We start from the raw sequence: 15,309 nt of genomic DNA on the forward strand, positions 1-15,309 counted from the left end.
CGCCGCTCTCCTACACCACGCCGCCGCCCGCGCCGATACCCGCGCCCGGCGCGCCGCGCCAGAATGGCGTTATCCACTCACACGACAGGAGGCACAGATGATGCAGTCCCCACCATCGACCACGTCCGGCAACGACGACACCGTGACGGTCGGCGTCGGCGGCCAGACGAGCGGCCAGCAAGGGGCGAGCCCCAGCCACGAGAGCCAGGCCGAAACCGGCGGCAACGGCGGCCCGGGCCTTACCCGCAACCAGTCCGGTCCCTACGTCAACGCGCCGGACGGTACCGAAGGCGCCGTACCGGACACGGCCGCCACCAGTGTCGAGACGCTCGACGCCGCGCCGCGCACCGAGTCCGTGGACGCGACCATGACCCATGCCAATCCCGGCGCCCAGGACACCCGCGCCGGCCAGGCGGGGCCGCGGGAAACCGGGCTGGGAACACCCGAGACGGGCGGCAACCAGGACGCCCGGGACCTGCCGCCGGTCCAGCCCTGATCAGGTGCGCGCTGGCCCGGCGCCCGCCTGGCGCCGGGCCAGCCTGGTCCACCAGACCCAGGACACGATCGCATTGACCCAGAAGCACAGGTAGAGAAAGGCCGTGAGGTGCAGTCCGCGGCTGAAGTACAGCGGCACGGCGATGGTATTGACCAGCAGCCAGACCGGCCAGCTCTCGATGCGCCGCTGCATCATGAGGAGCTGGGCGATGACGCTGAACACCAGCACCGCCGAATCGGTGAATGGCGCGTAGGCGTTCGTATGGAAATGCAGCAAGGCGCCATAGGCGGCAGTGGCGGCGATTCCCGCCGGAATCATCCATGCCAGGCTGCGCCAGCCGGCGTGGGTGATCGGCAGCGGTGTCCCGTCACTGCCGCGCACCCAGCGCCGCCAGCCCAGCACGCCGGTGCCGACGAAAAATACCTGCAGCACGACGTCGGCGTAGAGCCGGTTCTGCGCGAACAGCACGCCGAACAGCGTGCAGCCGACGATGCCGGTCCACCAGGTATGGACGTTGTTGCGGCCGGCCAGCAGGATGGCGGCGGCCGTGAAGGCATTGGCCGCCAGTTCGAGCGGGCTGGTCATCATGTGCGCTCCAGAATGCGGGAGCGCTACTGTAAGGCACGTACGTGCCCTATTGCAAGAATTACAGTTTGATGGTGCCGTGCTGCCCGTCCAGGTCCGGCTGGGTGCCGGTCACGGCCGCCTTGGCCATGGCGAACAGGCGCACCATCTTGCTGTCGTTCGAATCCCAGTATTCGGCGGCGTGCGGGTCGACCCGCACCAGCACCGCGTGCTGGTCTTCCGGGCCGGCCGGGAACCAGGCCTGGACCATCGGATTCCAGCGGGCCTGGACTTGTGCGCGGTCGACCACCCGCTCGGCGCGGCCGCTGACCGAGACATAGGTGCTGTTCTCGTTGTCGGCGAAGCTGACGTTGACCTCGGGCTGGTGCGCGATGCTGTCCCACAGCTCGGTGGTCGAGTTCACGAAGAACCAGAGTCCGCCTTCGGCGTCGACGTCCTGTTTGGTCATCGGCTGGCTCACCAGGTGGTCGTAGCTGTCGCGAAAGGTGAACATGGCGAAGCGCAGCGAGCCGATCCGGTCGGCGAGCGCGGCTGCGTGGTGGCGGTCTGCGGTCATGGTGGGTCCTTGATGATGAGGTAAAGCCCCATCCTAGACGGCCGCGCCGCGTCGTTCGGTGCGCAGCCGTACGGTGGCGGCCTTCGGGAAGCCTGACGTCCACCCGCAAATGGCTTATAGTGATGCCTCTGTACAAATATGACATTGCCATGAAATTTGACGTCGCGATCGTCGGCAGCGGCCTGGCCGGCCTGTCCGTTGCGCTGCACCTGGCGCAGACCCGCAAGGTGGCCATCATTTCGAAGCGCGCGCTGCTCGATGGCGCCAGCAGCTGGGCCCAGGGCGGGATCGCCGCCGTGCTCGATTCGGGCGACAGCCACGACCAGCACATCGACGACACCCTGGTCGCGGGCGCCGGCCTGTGCGACGAGGGCGCCACCCGCTACATCGTCGAGCATGGCCGCGCCGCCATCGAATGGCTGATCGACCAGGGCGTGCCGTTCACCCGCGACGCCACGGCCGAACTGGGTTTCCACCTGACCCGCGAAGGCGGCCACAGCCAGCGCCGCATCATCCACGCCGCCGACGCCACCGGCCATGCGGTGCAGGCGACCCTGGAACAGAAGGTGCGCGCGCACCCGAACATCGCGCTGTTCGAGCAGCACGTGGCGATCGACGTCATTACGTCGGACAAGCTGGGCGCCGACGCCGTCCATGCGGGCGCGCCGGCGCTGGTCGGGCAGCCGCGCTGCCATGGCCTGTATGTGCAGGACATCGCGAGCGGCCAGGTGCTGACCTTCGAGGCCGGGCACACGGTGCTGGCCACCGGCGGCGCCGGCAAGGTCTACCTGTACACCACCAATCCCGACACCGCCACCGGCGACGGCATCGCCATGGCCTGGCGCGCCGGCTGCCGGGTGTCGAACATGGAGTTCATCCAGTTCCACCCGACCTGCCTCTACCACCCTTATGCCAAATCGTTCCTGATCACCGAGGCGATCCGCGGCGAAGGCGGATTGCTCAAGCTCCCGCGCGAAGCCGGGCAGCTTGCCGGGGCCCGCTTCATGCCGGCCCACGACGAGCGCGGCGAACTGGCGCCGCGCGACGTGGTCGCGCGCGCCATCGACTTCGAGATGAAAAAGCGCGGGCTGGACCACATGGACCTGGACATCAGCCACCAGGACCCGGACTTCCTGAAGGAACACTTCCCCACTATTCATGCGCGCTGCCTGGAACTGGGCATCGACATCACGCGCGAGCCGATTCCCGTGGTGCCGGCCGTGCACTTTACCTGCGGCGGCGTGGTCACCGACCTGGCCGGGCGCACCGACATTCCCGGCCTGTATGCGGTGGGCGAGACCGCCTGCACGGGCCTGCACGGCGCCAACCGCCTGGCCAGCAATTCGCTGCTGGAATGCGTGGTGGTGGGCCGCGCCTGCGCCGAGCACATCGCGGCGAGCGGCCCGGCACCGCAGCCGGCGCTGCCGGCCTGGGACGAAAGCCGCGTCACGAATGCCGACGAAGAAGTCGTCATCGCCCACAACTGGGACGAGCTGCGCCGCTTCATGTGGAATTACGTCGGCATCGTGCGCACCACCAAGCGCCTCGAGCGCGCGCAGCACCGCATCAAGCTGCTCAAGGAAGAGATCGACGAGTACTACCGCAACTTCCGCATCACGCCCGACTTGCTCGAGCTGCGCAACCTGGTCGAGGTGGCGCACCTGATCGTCAAGAGCGCGCTGTCGCGCCACGAAAGCCGCGGCCTGCATTATTCGCGCGACTTCCCCGACACGCTGCCGAAGGCGCTGCCCAGCGTCCTGACGCCGCGCCGCCACTGACCGATGGCGACGCCCGGCTATCGGCTGACCCCGGCCACCGCCCTGCTCCTGACCGTCCCGCCGCTGCTGTGGGCCGGCAACGCCATCGTCGGACGTCTCGTGCGCGACGCGGTGCCACCGATGACGCTCAACCTGATCCGCTGGTCGATCGCGCTCGCCATCCTGCTCCCGCTGGGGCGCGCCGCCCTGCGCGACGGCAGCGGCGTGCTGGCCAACTGGAAGCGCTACAGCATGCTCGGCCTGCTGGGCGTCGGCCTCTACAACTCGCTGCAATACCTGGCGCTGCAAAGCTCGTCCCCGATCAACGTGACCCTGGTCGCCTCCGGCGTGCCGGTGTGGATGCTGCTGGTCGGGCGGCTGTTCTTCGGTGTCCCGGTCAAGCGCAAGCAGGTCGTGGGGGCGGTGCTGTCGATCGCCGGCGTGCTGGTCGTGATGTGCCGCGGCTCGCTGGCCGAGCTGGCGGCGCTGCGGCTGGTGGCGGGCGACGTGTACATGATCCTGGCCACCATCGCCTGGGCCTTCTACAGCTGGCTCCTGATGCAGCAAAAGGACGTACCGGCGCTGCGCGCGGACTGGGCCGCCTTCCTGCTGGCCCAGGTCGGGTTCGGCGTGCTGTGGTCGGGCGCGCTGGCCGGCGGCGAATGGGCGATCCGGGACGTGCACATCGCCTGGAGCTGGCCGCTCGCCGCCGCCCTGCTGTACGTGGCGATCGGCCCGGCCATCATCGCCATGCGCTGCTGGGGCGCCGGCGTGCAGCGCGCCGGGCCGAGCCTGGGCGCCTTCTTCATCAACCTGACGCCGCTGTTTACCGCGCTGTTCTCGTCGGCGTTCCTGGGCGAGGCGCCGCACCTGTATCACGTGGTGGCGTTCGGCATGATCGTCGGCGGGATCGCGGTCTCGGCAAGATGAGCGGCCTGACGGTCGGAATCGTGTGTGGGCGTCCCGATCGCTGATGGTACGATCCCATGCATGGGGGGCGGTATCGGAGGAAGAAACGGCATGGCGGAAGGGCTCAGCATTCACGACGGCGTCGAGGCGTTGGCCACGTTCCTGGCAAGGCGCCCGCGCACCCTGGTCCTGACCGGCGCCGGGCTGTCGACCGCCTCCGGCATTCCCGATTACCGCGACCGCGACGGCGTGCGCCGCGGCCGCCTGCCGATCCAGGGGCCGGAATTCCGGCGCGACGTGGCGATCCAGCGCCGCTACTGGGCGCGCAGCATGGTCGGCTGGCCGCTGCTGGCGCGCGCCAGGCCCAATGACGGGCACCGGGCGCTGGCCGCCCTCGAGGCGGCCGGCAAGCTCGGTTTCATCCTGACCCAGAACGTCGACGGCCTGCACCAGCAGGCCGGCAGCCACGCGCTGCTCGAATTGCACGGCAATATCCACCACGTGACCTGCCTCGCCTGCCATGCGCGCTTCCCGCGCGCTTTCGTGCAGACCCAGCTCGAATTCGCCAACCCGTCCCTGCTGCAGGCGATGGCCACGCCCCTGCCCGACGGCGACGCCGCGCTCGATCCCGACGCCGTCACCGGCGTCGCCATTCCCGCCTGCGTCCATTGCGGCGGGGTGCTGATGCCCGACGTCGTCTTCTTCGGCGATAACGTGCCGCCCAGCCGCACTGCCTGCGCCCTGGCCCAGATGGAGGCGGCCGACGCGTTGCTGGTGGTCGGCTCGTCGCTGATGGTGTATTCCGGTTTTCGTTTTTGCCGGCTGGCGCAGGCGGCCGGCAAGCCGATCGCCGCCATCAACCTCGGCCGCACCCGCGCCGACGACATGCTGGCGCTCAAGCTCGAAGCCTCGGCCGAACAGATCCTGCCGCAGGTGGCGCGACTGCTGGACGCCGACCGGCCGGCGCCGCCATCCGACCCCATCGACCATAGGGGGACCATGTGAAATCGCAACTTCACGGCGCAAACTCCGGCCGCCGTTTGTCGACCGGAGCGGCGCTGGCCGGCATTGGCCTACTGGCCTCGTGGCTGTTCGTGCGCGCCAAAACCCGGCGCGCCGAGCAGGCGCATCCTCCCGCCGGCCGCTTCATCACGGTCGACGGCGTGCGCCTGCATTACCTGGAACGCGGAACGGGGCCGGTGCTCGTGCTTTTGCACGGCAATGGCGTCGACGCCACCGACTGGGAGCGTAGCGGCCTGCTGGACGCCGCCGCCGAGCATTACCGGGTGATCGCCTTCGACCGCCCCGGCTTTGGCTACAGCGAGCGGCCGCGCACCACGGTCTGGACGCCCGACCGGCAGGCGCACCTGCTGCACCACGCCCTGCAGGAACTGGGCGTGGACAGCGCCATCGTCGCCGGCCATTCCTGGGGCACGCTGGTGGCACTCTGCATGGGACTGCAGGTGCCGGACTTCGTGCGGGGACTGGTGCTGGTGTCGGGCTACTATTACCCGAGCCTGCGGATGGACGTGATGGTGGGCGCGCCGCCGGCCCTGCCGCTGGTGGGCGATGCGCTGCGCTACACGGTGGCGCCGCTGGCCGGAAGGCTGATCTGGCCGGCCGCCGCGGGCTGCGCGTTCGCGCCGCTGCCGGTCTCGGAGCGCTTTCGCGCCATGTCGCCGTGGATGGTGTTGCGGCCCGCCCAGCTGCGGGCAAACGCCGCCGATGCGAGCCTGCTGGTGCCGGCCGCCATGTCGCTGGCGCGCCGGTATGGACGGCTGAAGGTGCCGGTGCAGATCCTGTCCGGCACCCAGGACGGCGTCTGCGATTGCGCCCGCAACGCCGAGCGTCTGCACGCCGCGCTGCGCCACAGCGAACTGGCGCTGACGCCCGGGGTGGGCCATATGCTGCACTACGCCGAACCGGGCAAGGTGCTGGCCGCGATCGACGCGATCGCATCCCAAGCCGGCGTGCCGGCGCACCTGCCTACCGCACGCGAGAATGCGGCCGCGGCAGCCGGCGAAAGCGGCGTTTGAATTCACCACACAATAGATTGCCGAAAATAGCTATAACTGGCTAGCGAAGGAAATCCAGTAACGTTTTGAGTTGCAGCTAAACGAGCGTGGGAGAGGAACGTCGTCGACGGGCCTCCTGATGCATATTTACGGGGGTGGCCGCTAGAACGCGCGAAGTCATCGCAGCAAGGAAGCGACCAGGTCCGAGCACTGCTGGAGTCTGCTCCCGAAGCACTGTCACTGTAGGAAGCTGATCGATCTGACGATCAAGTGTTGAATCAGGTATGGGTTCGGGAACCTCTTCTTCCTGATCTGCATCTCCACCGGGCTCCGGCACGCCTTTAGCAGGGATTTCTTCTCCTGGGTTCGCTATAGCGACATTATCTGCATATTCCATCAAAACAAGGCACGTTGCGTGATATGCATCGTCTTCGAGACCTAGTTTGGCTAGCAAATCAAATAACCATTCGGCTACATTATACTCTTTTTGGAGAATATCCGACCGGAGACCGAATACAAAGCCGAGGGCAGCCAACGGATGTCTCAGGCGCAGGTTTTTTGCATCACCGTAAGACTCTTCCACACGATTAGGGGCATTTTTTCCATAGGACGAATCCATCCGCTTGGTCGAGATTAACAGCTCTGGTCCTGTAGCCCAGTCTGTCATGGTGACATCAACTTGTTTAAGATAGTTCTTGCCAAGGATAGATGCACTCGACGAAGTAACACCAGGAATTGATGGCTTGCTGTTCACGTAATTCATTACCGCCGCACGAACAGCTTTGTCTTTGGATTTCATCAGCGCCGCTACTGGCCCCGGTAAAATTCGCGGGGGTAGAGGTCGTGGCCAAATTTGATCCGAATCAAATCCTGCCCGCCGTAACTCATAGCTCAACCATACATCGAGTGCAAGGGCTGGAACACCCGACTGAGTTTCTGCTCTCAAATAGAGAGGTACTCCAAGTAGTTTTTCCAGAGTCTGGTAGTCGGGCTCAAAAAAAAGCTGGCCATCTGCCGCTTTAAACCATGGGTTACTATGTTCGCCATTCGGTGCTGCGTGGTCGACAATCTGGTCAAATAGTACCCAAGCCTTAGCTTTTGTAGTTGGTAGTTTAGCGGCCACTTGCCCCCCTCATAGTACGGCGCATGGCAAGGTCCTGCCGGGCTTGCCGAATACACTTGATAGTTGCCGTTGAAAGGCCACTGAATTCTGTAAGAATAATCCTATCTACGACAGTCACAGCCTCCATCAGTTTACCGTAATTCAGCAATGCGGTGACCTCTTCCTTGACAGAAAGGAGCGAATTGGCGCTTCCCGAGATTAAAGCTGGCGAGGGCATTGCCCATACGTCTGCCTCCTTAGGTTCGATTTTTAGAATTCCTCCGCCATAAGCCCGGCCCACCATCTCCGCGTGTAGAAGCGTCACTGAGTTGACGCTTGCAAGAGGTAAAAGATCCCGCCCAATTTCACGGTATTTCGTATCAAGATAGACTCCGTGGACTGAGTTGAGGTGATGTGCACCAGCCTCATTTGCAGTAAGCCGCGGAGTGTCTGCATTCATACAAGTCAACAGCAGATCAGCAGGCGGGACAATCGGCACTCGAAACCAGCTTTTGCGGATTCGACACTTGTACGCTGTATCAACTCCCGTGCGATGCCCATCGTCGATATATGCAGCTGCATTGAGCGAGGGCGGATCGCTCGGGTAAAACAAATAGACGGCTTGGCCCTCTTTCCCCAATTTTGAGAGCGCTGCCTTCGAAAGCGTCAGTCCCCGTAAATGAGAGCTTCCAGGCGGAGAGAGATGCAGCAATTCTTTAGGTTTTAGTCCAAGTTCTTTAACTCGTTGAGGCGAAAGCGTAAAATATTTATTGTTGCCAGTGACGATTCCGAGAGTGGTATCTCCCCACGTTTCTAGTTCGGTGAAAAGTTCCTTACTCAGAAGCTTATCTAGCGACTTAACAGCCCTCGGATCGACGAGGCTGCTCGTCCATTTATCCGCCGGATCCGCAGGCTTCCAAGTTAGACCGACGTCTAAGGATGCGAGCTTGTCGGCATTCTTTGCCTGCCGAATTGTGGCGTGATCTGCTGGACCATCTAGGTAACCGTCCGCTAGCAATAGCACAACGTCTGCCTCTGCCTCAGAAAAGACCTGTTCGTCAAAGAGTACAAGTTGCACTTCTCGGAAGCGAGCGAAAAGAAAACGACGAACCGGGGCTGCATAGTTCACCGAGAGTAATTCTGCAGGTAAAACAAGTGCTAATCGACCGCCTTGCTTCAAGAACATTGCAGAGTGAACTGTAAACGCTGCCCAACTGGATGCAAGACCGGTTAACGACACGCCCCCTCGGAGTGCTGCCTCACGCGATCGTGCGCGGGATTCACCGGAGAAGTCCTGATAGCGGATATACGGAGGATTGCCAATGACAGTATCATAGATTGGCCTTGGCTCGATCGCGAAAAAATCGCTGTGACACATTCGTGCCTGACCGCCAGCGTCTTGCACTCGCTGGCGAGCAATCTCCATGCTGTGAGCATGAATCTCGACACCGTCTACCGTAGGTCGCGTCTTACGATCCTCGGATAAGTCGCGCAGACGATTTACTGCGGCGATCAGGAACGCCGCATCACCCGCAGCTGGCTCCAGAACCATATCACACGATGCGCGTATGGCCCAGTTAGCTATAAATTCGGTAATATTTTTGGGCGTAAAGAATGCGCCACGCTCCTTGCGTAGAGCGGGCGTGTCGTCCGGGTCAATTAAGCTTGCTACGGTCACTTGCTATCCTGAGAAACAGCTTCGCCGAACGAGATTCGTTGTCTCTGCCCGGTCCTTCTGATGTGTGAACTTGAAGTCAGTTTATGGCTTGGCGATCCAATTGTATAGCGCACTCAGCGGCAGAGTTCCGGTACCAAAGTTCAGTTGCTTTGGCGATTCCGCGGGCAATATCACAACTTCATAGGATAGTGGATGTCAGCTATTCCCCAGCTTGATCGCCAGGCCGGCGATCAAGCTCGCCGCCATCCCAATCGACAGCAGGCCATGCAGGCCGGTCGAGCCGATCGATGATTCGGCCGCCGCGTCATCGCGCTTGAGCGCCATCGCGCGGCCCAGCACCACCGGGCGCAGGAAGCCGCGGATGCCGACCAGCAGCATGCCGATACCGAAGAACAGTTCGCCCTTCATGCCATACATGATGCCGTCGAGGAGCTGGGGCACGCCCAGCAGCAGGCCGAAGCCGAGCCAGAACAGGCGAAAGCCGAGCGAACGTTTCAACTTGTCGGAAGTCGTCATGAAGATCCTGTAAAAATAATTGTTCGGTCCAGTGCGATCAGACGATGCGCAACGAGTAATCGGTCGCGCGCACGTCCTTGGTCAGGCTGCCGACCGAGATGCGGTCGACGCCGGTCTCGGCGATCGCGCGCACCGTTTCCATATTGACGCCGCCCGACGCTTCCAGCAGCGCGCGGCCGGCATTCACCTTGACCGCTTCCACCATGCGCGCCAGGTCGAAATTGTCGAGCAGGACCGACTTGGCGCCGGCGGCCAGTGCCTCTTCGAGCTGGGCGATGGTCTCGACCTCGATCTGCACCGGCGCGCCGGAATCCAGGCTGGCCGCCGCCTGCAGCGCGGCGGTCACGCCGCCGGCCGCCGCGATATGGTTTTCCTTGATCAGGATGCCGTCATACAGCGCCATGCGCTGGTTCTTGCCGCCGCCGACGCGCACCGCGTATTTTTGCGCCAGGCGCAGGCCCGGCAAGGTCTTGCGGGTGTCGAGGATCGCGGCATCGGTGCCGGCGATGACGTCCACGTAGCGCCGGGTGGCGCTCGCCACGCCCGACAGCAGCTGCAAGAAGTTCAGCGCGCCGCGCTCGGCGGTGAGGAGCGAGCGCGGATTGGCGCGGATCGTGCACACCGTCGAGTCAGGCGGCATGAGGTCGCCTTCGGCATAGTGCCAGTCGATCTCGGTGTCCTGGTCGACCGCCAGCATCAGGCCTTCGAACCACGGCGCGCCGCACAGCACGGCCGCTTCGCGCACGATGACGCGCGCCGTCACCTGGGTATCGCTTGGTACCAGCTTGCCGGTCAGGTCGCCGGCGCCGACGTCTTCCAGCAGCGCGGCCAGGATGTTCTGCTCGAAGGCGGCCTGCAGCTTGTCGTCGAACTGGGCGTGGGGGTTGTTCAGTGTGCTCATGCGGGCCCTACCCCCGAGAACATCGGGGCATTGTTTTCCAGTTTGCCGGTCGGCAGCGCCTTGGTGCGCCTGGCGGCGGCGAAGTCGAGCATGCGGTCGATGGCGCGCTTGGCCTGCAGGCCGACGGCCGGGTCGACGTGGATCTCGTTCGCGCCCGACTCCATGTTCGCCAGCGCATCGGCGACATTCCGCAGGCCGTTCATCGCCATCCACGGGCAGTGCGCGCAGCTCTTGCAGGTTGCGCTGTTGCCGGCGGTCGGCGCCTCGATGAAGGTTTTGCCGGGGGCCGCCATCCGCATCTTGTGCAGGATGCCGTTGTCGGTGGCGACGATGAAATGCGTCGCGTCCATGGTCTGGGCCGCGGTGATCAGCTGGGTGGTCGAGCCGACCGCGTCGGCCAGGGCCACCACGTTGGCGGGCGACTCCGGGTGCACCAGTACTTTGGCATGCGGGTACTCGGCTTTCAGCAGGTCGAGTTCGACGCCCTTGAACTCGTCGTGCACCAGGCACGAGCCCTGCCACAGCAGCATGTCGGCGCCGGTCTTGGCCTGGATCCAGGAACCCAGGTGGCGGTCGGGCGCCCACAGGATCTTCTTGCCCTGGGCGTGCAGCTCGGCCACGATGTCCAGGCCGATCGACGAGGTGACCATCCAGTCGGCGCGCGCCTTCACGGCGGCGCTGGTGTTGGCGTACACGACGACGGTGCGGTCCGGATGCTGGTCGCAGAAGGCCGCGAATTCGTCGGCCGGGCAGCCCAGGTCGAGCGAGCAGGTCGCGTCGAGGTCGGGCATCAGGATGGTTTTCTCGGGGCTGAGGATCTTGGCGGTCTCGCCCATGAAGCGCACGCCGGCCACCACCAGGGTGTGGGCCGGATGGTCGCGGCCGAAGCGCGCCATCTCCAGCGAATCCGAGACGCAGCCGCCGGTCTCCTCGGCCAGGTCTTGCAGGTCGGCGTCCACGTAGTAGTGGGCCACCAGCACGGCGCCCTTCTCTTTCAGCAGGCGCCGGATGCGCTCCTTCAGTTCGGCGCGCTCGGCCAGGTCGGGCGCGCTCGGCACTTTCGCCCAGGCCTCGGCGGTACAGGCCATGCCGGCCTGGGGCCGGTCGTATTCGTAGGTCTTGATGGGTACTGTCACGGTATTCATGCTCGCGCGTCTCCTCGCGTTGGCGGGGACCAGCCCCGCCTCGTCCTTCAAACCGATGCCTGCGCGACGGTCAGTCGATGCCCTGGCTGCGCAGGTATTCCTCGTAATTGCCCGGGAAGTCGACCACGTCGTTCTCGCGGATCTCGATCACGCGGGTGGCCAGCGACGACACGAACTCGCGGTCGTGCGACACGAAGATCAGGGTGCCGGCGTACTTGTCGAGCGCGATGTTCAGCGATTCGATCGATTCCATGTCCATGTGGTTGGTCGGTTCGTCCAGCAACAGCACGTTGTGGCGGCCCAGCATCAGCTTGCCGTACATCATGCGGCCCTTTTCGCCACCCGACAGCACCTTGACCGACTTCTTGACTTCGTCGCCGCCAAACAGCAGGCGGCCCAGGATCGAGCGCACGGCCTGGTCGTCGTCGCCCTCTTGCGTCCACTTGCCCATCCAGTCGGTGAGCGTTTCGCCGCTGGCGAATTCCTCGGTCGGATCCTGCGGCATGTAGCCCGGATTGGCGTTCTCGGCCCATTTCACGCGGCCGGTGTCCGGCTGCAGGCCGCACAGGTCGCCGCCGATCGCGCGCAGCAGCGTGGTCTTGCCGGCGCCGTTGGCGCCGATGATCGCGATGCGCTCGCCGGCCTCGACCATGATCGAGAAATTCTTGAACAACTGGCGCTCGTAGGCCTTCGAGATGTTCTCGGCTTCCACCGCCAGGCGGTGCAGCTTCTTCTCGCCTTCGAAGCGCACGAACGGATAGGCGCGCGAAGAAGGCTTGAACTCCTCGATCTTGATCTTGTCGATCTGCTTGGCGCGCGAGGTCGCCTGGCGCGCCTTCGATTTGTTGGCCGAGAAGCGGCGCACGAAGTCCTGCAGCTCGGCCACTTTTTCCTTGGCCTTGGCGTTGTTCGCCAGCTGCTGGTTGCGCGCCTGGGTCGAGGCCAGCATGTAGTCGTCGTAGTTGCCCGGATAGACCTTCAGGGTGCCGTAGTCCATGTCGGCCACGTGGGTGCAGACCTGGTTCAGGAAGTGACGATCGTGGGAAATGATGATCATGGTGGAGTTACGCTCGTTGAGCATGTTTTCCAGCCAGCGGATCGTGTTGATGTCCAGGTTGTTGGTCGGTTCGTCGAGCAGCAGGATGTCCGGATTCGAGAACAGGGCCTGGGCCAGCAGCACGCGCAGCTTCCAGCCCGGCGCCACGGCGCTCATCGGCCCCTGGTGCAGCTCGGTGCCGATTTCCAGGCCCAGCAGCAGTTCGCCGGCGCGCGCCTCGGCCGAGTAGCCGTCGTATTCGGCCACTTTGCCTTCGAGCTCGGCCGCTTTCATGTAGTCGTCGTCGGTCGCGTCCGGGTTGGCGTAGATCGCATCGCGTTCGGCGATCGCGTTCCACAGCTCGGTGTGGCCCATCATGACCACGTCCAGCACGCGCACGTCTTCATAGGCGAACTGGTCCTGGCGCAGCTTGCCCAGGCGCTCGCCCGGATCGAGGCTGACGTTGCCGGCGGACGGCTCGAGGTCGCCGCCCAGGATCTTCATGAAGGTCGACTTGCCGCAGCCGTTGGCGCCGATCAGGCCATAACGGTTGCCCTCGCCAAATTTAACGGAAATGTTCTCGAACAGCGGCTTCGCGCCGAATTGCATCGTGATATTGGCTGTGGATAGCACTGTATTACCCCAAAAAGCATATTTGATTAACCGGCTATTTTACCATTCCGCGCCCTGGCGGGCGAATCAGGCTGGTTTCCCGACAGTGGCGCAGACCGTGACGCGCGGCTCAAACCCGGCGCAAGGTCGGATAGTCGGACAGGGTCAGGCGGAATCCGTCGGCATCGGACACCAGGCGGCCCTGGGCGCCGAACGGGATGGTGACCCGGCGCTCGATGTGGCCGAACGAGAGGCCCGTCACCACCGGCAGCGGCAGGGTCTGGCGCAGGTAGGACAGCATGGCGTCGAAATCGTAGCCGTTGTCGAGCGGCCCCAGGCGATAACCCGAAAAGTCGCCCAGTACCACGGCGCGCTGGCGTTCCAGCACGCCGGCCTGCATCAGTTGCAGCAGCAGGCGCTCGATCCGGTACGGGTGTTCGGCGATATCCTCGAGCCACAGGATGCCGCCGTCGATGCGCGGAAAGTATGGCGTGCCGACCATTGCGCCGATCATGGCCAGGTTGCCGCCCCAGACGGTGCCGCGCACGTCGAGCGCCGGATTGCCGGCGACACATTCGGTGATGGTATGGGTGGGGCCGGCCAGGCAGGCGAAAAAGTCGTCGAGCGTAAATGCAACCGACTCCGCGACCGCCCCCGCGACCGACTCCGGCGCGCCGAAGTCGCCCGCGATCATCGGGCCGGCGTAGCTCAGGCCGCCCGCCTTTGCCATCAGGCCCATGTGCAGGGCGGTCAGATCGGAAAAGCCGACCACGATCTTGCCGCTGGCGGCGATCGCCTCGAAATCGATGCGCGGCAGCAGGCGGCTGATGCCATAGCCGCCGCGCAGGGCGATGACGAGGTGCACGTCCGGGTCGGCCACGGCCGCGTGGAGCTGCGCCAGGCGCGCCTCGTCGGTGGCGCCGAAGCGCTGGTGCCTGCAGCTGTGGTCGTAGTAATTACGCACCACGAAGCCCTGCTTCTCGAGGCGCACAATGGCGCGCTCGAGTGCGTCTGGCTCGGCAATGCAGCCGGCTGGCGCCACGATGGCGATGCCGGGACGGGAGGTGATCACTGTTTGACGAAAAGCCGGGGTGTTGAGTTTGGCAACATCTTACCCCGAGCATGGGAGTCGATCAAGGCAAGGATGCGCTCGACCAGCTGGGGCGGCAAATCGTGGCCCATTCCTTCGATGATCTCGAGCCGCGCGCCCTCGATGCGGCGCGCGACGTCCTGCCCGCAGGCCGCGGGCAGCAACGGATCGGCGGCGCCGTGGATGACGAGGGTCGGCGCCGCGATCGCCGGCAGCAGCGCGCTGCGGTCGCCGGCGGCAAGCAGCGCCAGCATCTGGCGCGCACTCCCGCCGGGGCAATAGCAGCGCCGCATCGAGCGCGTGACGCGCTTGCGCAGCTGCCGGTCCGGGGTCGGATAGGACGGGCTGCCAAGCAGCCGCAGCTGGCCGACCGCGTGGTTGATGAGGCTGTCGAGATCGGCCGGGTCGGCGGGACCGCTGGCCAGCGCCTTGCGCACGGTCGCGCTCGGTCCGGGCAGCGCCCGCCGGCCGCTGGTGGACATGATGGAGGTCAGGGTCAAGAGCCGCTGCGGGTGACGCGCGGCCAGCTGTTGGGCGACCATGCCGCCCAGCGCCGAGACGCCCACCAGGTGGGCCCGCGCCACGCCCAGCGCCGACAGCACGCCGAGGGCGTCGGCCGCCATGTCGTCGATGCCGTAGGGTGAGCGCGGCGGCCAGCCGAGGGCGGCCTTGACGCGCGCCAGCGCGAGATTCGGCGTGCCGGCCTGCTCGAACTTGGTCGACAGGCCGCTGTCGCGGTGGTCGAAACGGATCACGTAAAAGCCGAGCTCGACCAGGCCTTCGACGAATTCGTCGGGCCAGTTGGTCAGCTGCATGCCGAGGCCATGGATCAGGAGCAGCGGCGCGGCTTTCGCGTCGCCCGCGGTGTCGAAGGCGATGCGCAGACCATTGGCGTGGAGGGTAGGCATGAC

General features: G+C 64.9%; 15 protein-coding genes. 5 read left to right on the plus strand and 10 right to left on the minus strand.

Going from position 1 to position 15,309, the window contains the following annotated elements:
- Positions 1–97 precede the first annotated feature (97 nt).
- Positions 98–496 carry a hypothetical protein gene (locus ABIB38_RS03800; RefSeq protein ID WP_429201882.1) on the plus strand — a complete coding sequence of 133 codons (399 nt, stop codon included), beginning with the start codon at positions 98–100 and terminating at the stop codon, positions 494–496.
- Here ABIB38_RS03800 and pnuC read toward each other — a convergent pair whose 3' ends face one another.
- Together pnuC and ABIB38_RS03810 are read right to left on the minus strand one after the other, a co-directional pair.
- Positions 497–1,081: a nicotinamide riboside transporter PnuC gene (gene pnuC / locus ABIB38_RS03805; RefSeq protein ID WP_429202823.1), complete on the minus strand. Its 585-nt coding sequence runs from the start codon at positions 1,079–1,081 to the stop codon at positions 497–499.
- Positions 1,082–1,142: 61 nt separating this feature from the next.
- Complete coding sequence (locus ABIB38_RS03810) at positions 1,143–1,637, minus strand: pyridoxamine 5'-phosphate oxidase family protein (protein ID WP_429201884.1); 495 nt, start codon at positions 1,635–1,637, stop codon at positions 1,143–1,145.
- Between the two features lie 149 nt (positions 1,638–1,786).
- Between ABIB38_RS03810 and nadB the strand changes: the two genes are divergently transcribed.
- The 4 genes from nadB to ABIB38_RS03830 all read left to right on the plus strand — a co-directional run bounded on the left by nadB (position 1,787) and on the right by ABIB38_RS03830 (position 6,339).
- A complete protein-coding gene (gene nadB / locus ABIB38_RS03815) occupies positions 1,787–3,415 on the plus strand; it encodes an L-aspartate oxidase (protein ID WP_429201886.1) in 1,629 nt (542 codons plus the stop codon).
- Between the two features lie 3 nt (positions 3,416–3,418).
- Complete coding sequence (locus ABIB38_RS03820) at positions 3,419–4,324, plus strand: DMT family transporter (RefSeq protein WP_429201888.1); 906 nt, start codon at positions 3,419–3,421, stop codon at positions 4,322–4,324.
- A gap of 90 nt (positions 4,325–4,414) precedes the next feature.
- Positions 4,415–5,308, plus strand: a complete 894-nt coding sequence (locus tag ABIB38_RS03825; protein WP_429201890.1) for an NAD-dependent protein deacetylase — start codon at positions 4,415–4,417, stop codon at positions 5,306–5,308.
- Positions 5,305–6,339 carry an alpha/beta fold hydrolase gene (locus ABIB38_RS03830; protein WP_429201892.1) on the plus strand — a complete coding sequence of 345 codons (1,035 nt, stop codon included), beginning with the start codon at positions 5,305–5,307 and terminating at the stop codon, positions 6,337–6,339. Before ABIB38_RS03825 ends, ABIB38_RS03830 begins: the two co-directional genes overlap by 4 nt.
- Positions 6,340–6,415: 76 nt before the next feature.
- Here the strand turns inward: ABIB38_RS03830 and ABIB38_RS03835 are convergent, their stop codons facing one another.
- The 8 genes from ABIB38_RS03835 to ABIB38_RS03870 all read right to left on the minus strand — a co-directional run bounded on the left by ABIB38_RS03835 (position 6,416) and on the right by ABIB38_RS03870 (position 15,306).
- Positions 6,416–7,441 (minus strand): hypothetical protein, encoded by a 1,026-nt coding sequence (locus tag ABIB38_RS03835; RefSeq protein WP_429201893.1) that lies wholly within the window; start codon positions 7,439–7,441, stop codon positions 6,416–6,418.
- Positions 7,431–9,098, minus strand: coding sequence for an N-6 DNA methylase (locus ABIB38_RS03840; protein ID WP_429201895.1), 1,668 nt, complete (start codon positions 9,096–9,098; stop codon positions 7,431–7,433). Before ABIB38_RS03840 ends, ABIB38_RS03835 begins: the two co-directional genes overlap by 11 nt.
- Before the next feature lie 195 nt (positions 9,099–9,293).
- A complete protein-coding gene (locus ABIB38_RS03845; protein ID WP_429201896.1) occupies positions 9,294–9,614 on the minus strand; it encodes a hypothetical protein in 321 nt (106 codons plus the stop codon).
- A gap of 37 nt (positions 9,615–9,651) precedes the next feature.
- Positions 9,652–10,515 carry a carboxylating nicotinate-nucleotide diphosphorylase gene (gene nadC / locus ABIB38_RS03850; RefSeq protein ID WP_429201898.1) on the minus strand — a complete coding sequence of 288 codons (864 nt, stop codon included), beginning with the start codon at positions 10,513–10,515 and terminating at the stop codon, positions 9,652–9,654.
- On the minus strand, positions 10,512–11,660 hold the full coding sequence (gene nadA / locus ABIB38_RS03855; RefSeq protein WP_429201900.1) for a quinolinate synthase NadA: 1,149 nt from the start codon (positions 11,658–11,660) through the stop codon (positions 10,512–10,514). The genes nadC and nadA overlap by 4 nt, the downstream gene beginning before the upstream one ends.
- A 70-nt stretch (positions 11,661–11,730) precedes the next feature.
- Positions 11,731–13,329, minus strand: a complete 1,599-nt coding sequence (locus tag ABIB38_RS03860; RefSeq protein WP_429201901.1) for an ABC-F family ATPase — start codon at positions 13,327–13,329, stop codon at positions 11,731–11,733.
- 109 nt (positions 13,330–13,438) lie between these two features.
- Complete coding sequence (locus ABIB38_RS03865) at positions 13,439–14,380, minus strand: LD-carboxypeptidase (RefSeq protein ID WP_429201903.1); 942 nt, start codon at positions 14,378–14,380, stop codon at positions 13,439–13,441.
- Positions 14,377–15,306, minus strand: a complete 930-nt coding sequence (locus ABIB38_RS03870) for an alpha/beta fold hydrolase (protein WP_429202824.1) — start codon at positions 15,304–15,306, stop codon at positions 14,377–14,379. The genes ABIB38_RS03865 and ABIB38_RS03870 overlap by 4 nt, the downstream gene beginning before the upstream one ends.
- Positions 15,307–15,309 lie beyond the last annotated feature (3 nt).

The organism is Massilia sp. UYP11 (assembly GCF_050434805.1).
GTDB lineage: Bacteria > Pseudomonadota > Gammaproteobacteria > Burkholderiales > Burkholderiaceae_D > Telluria.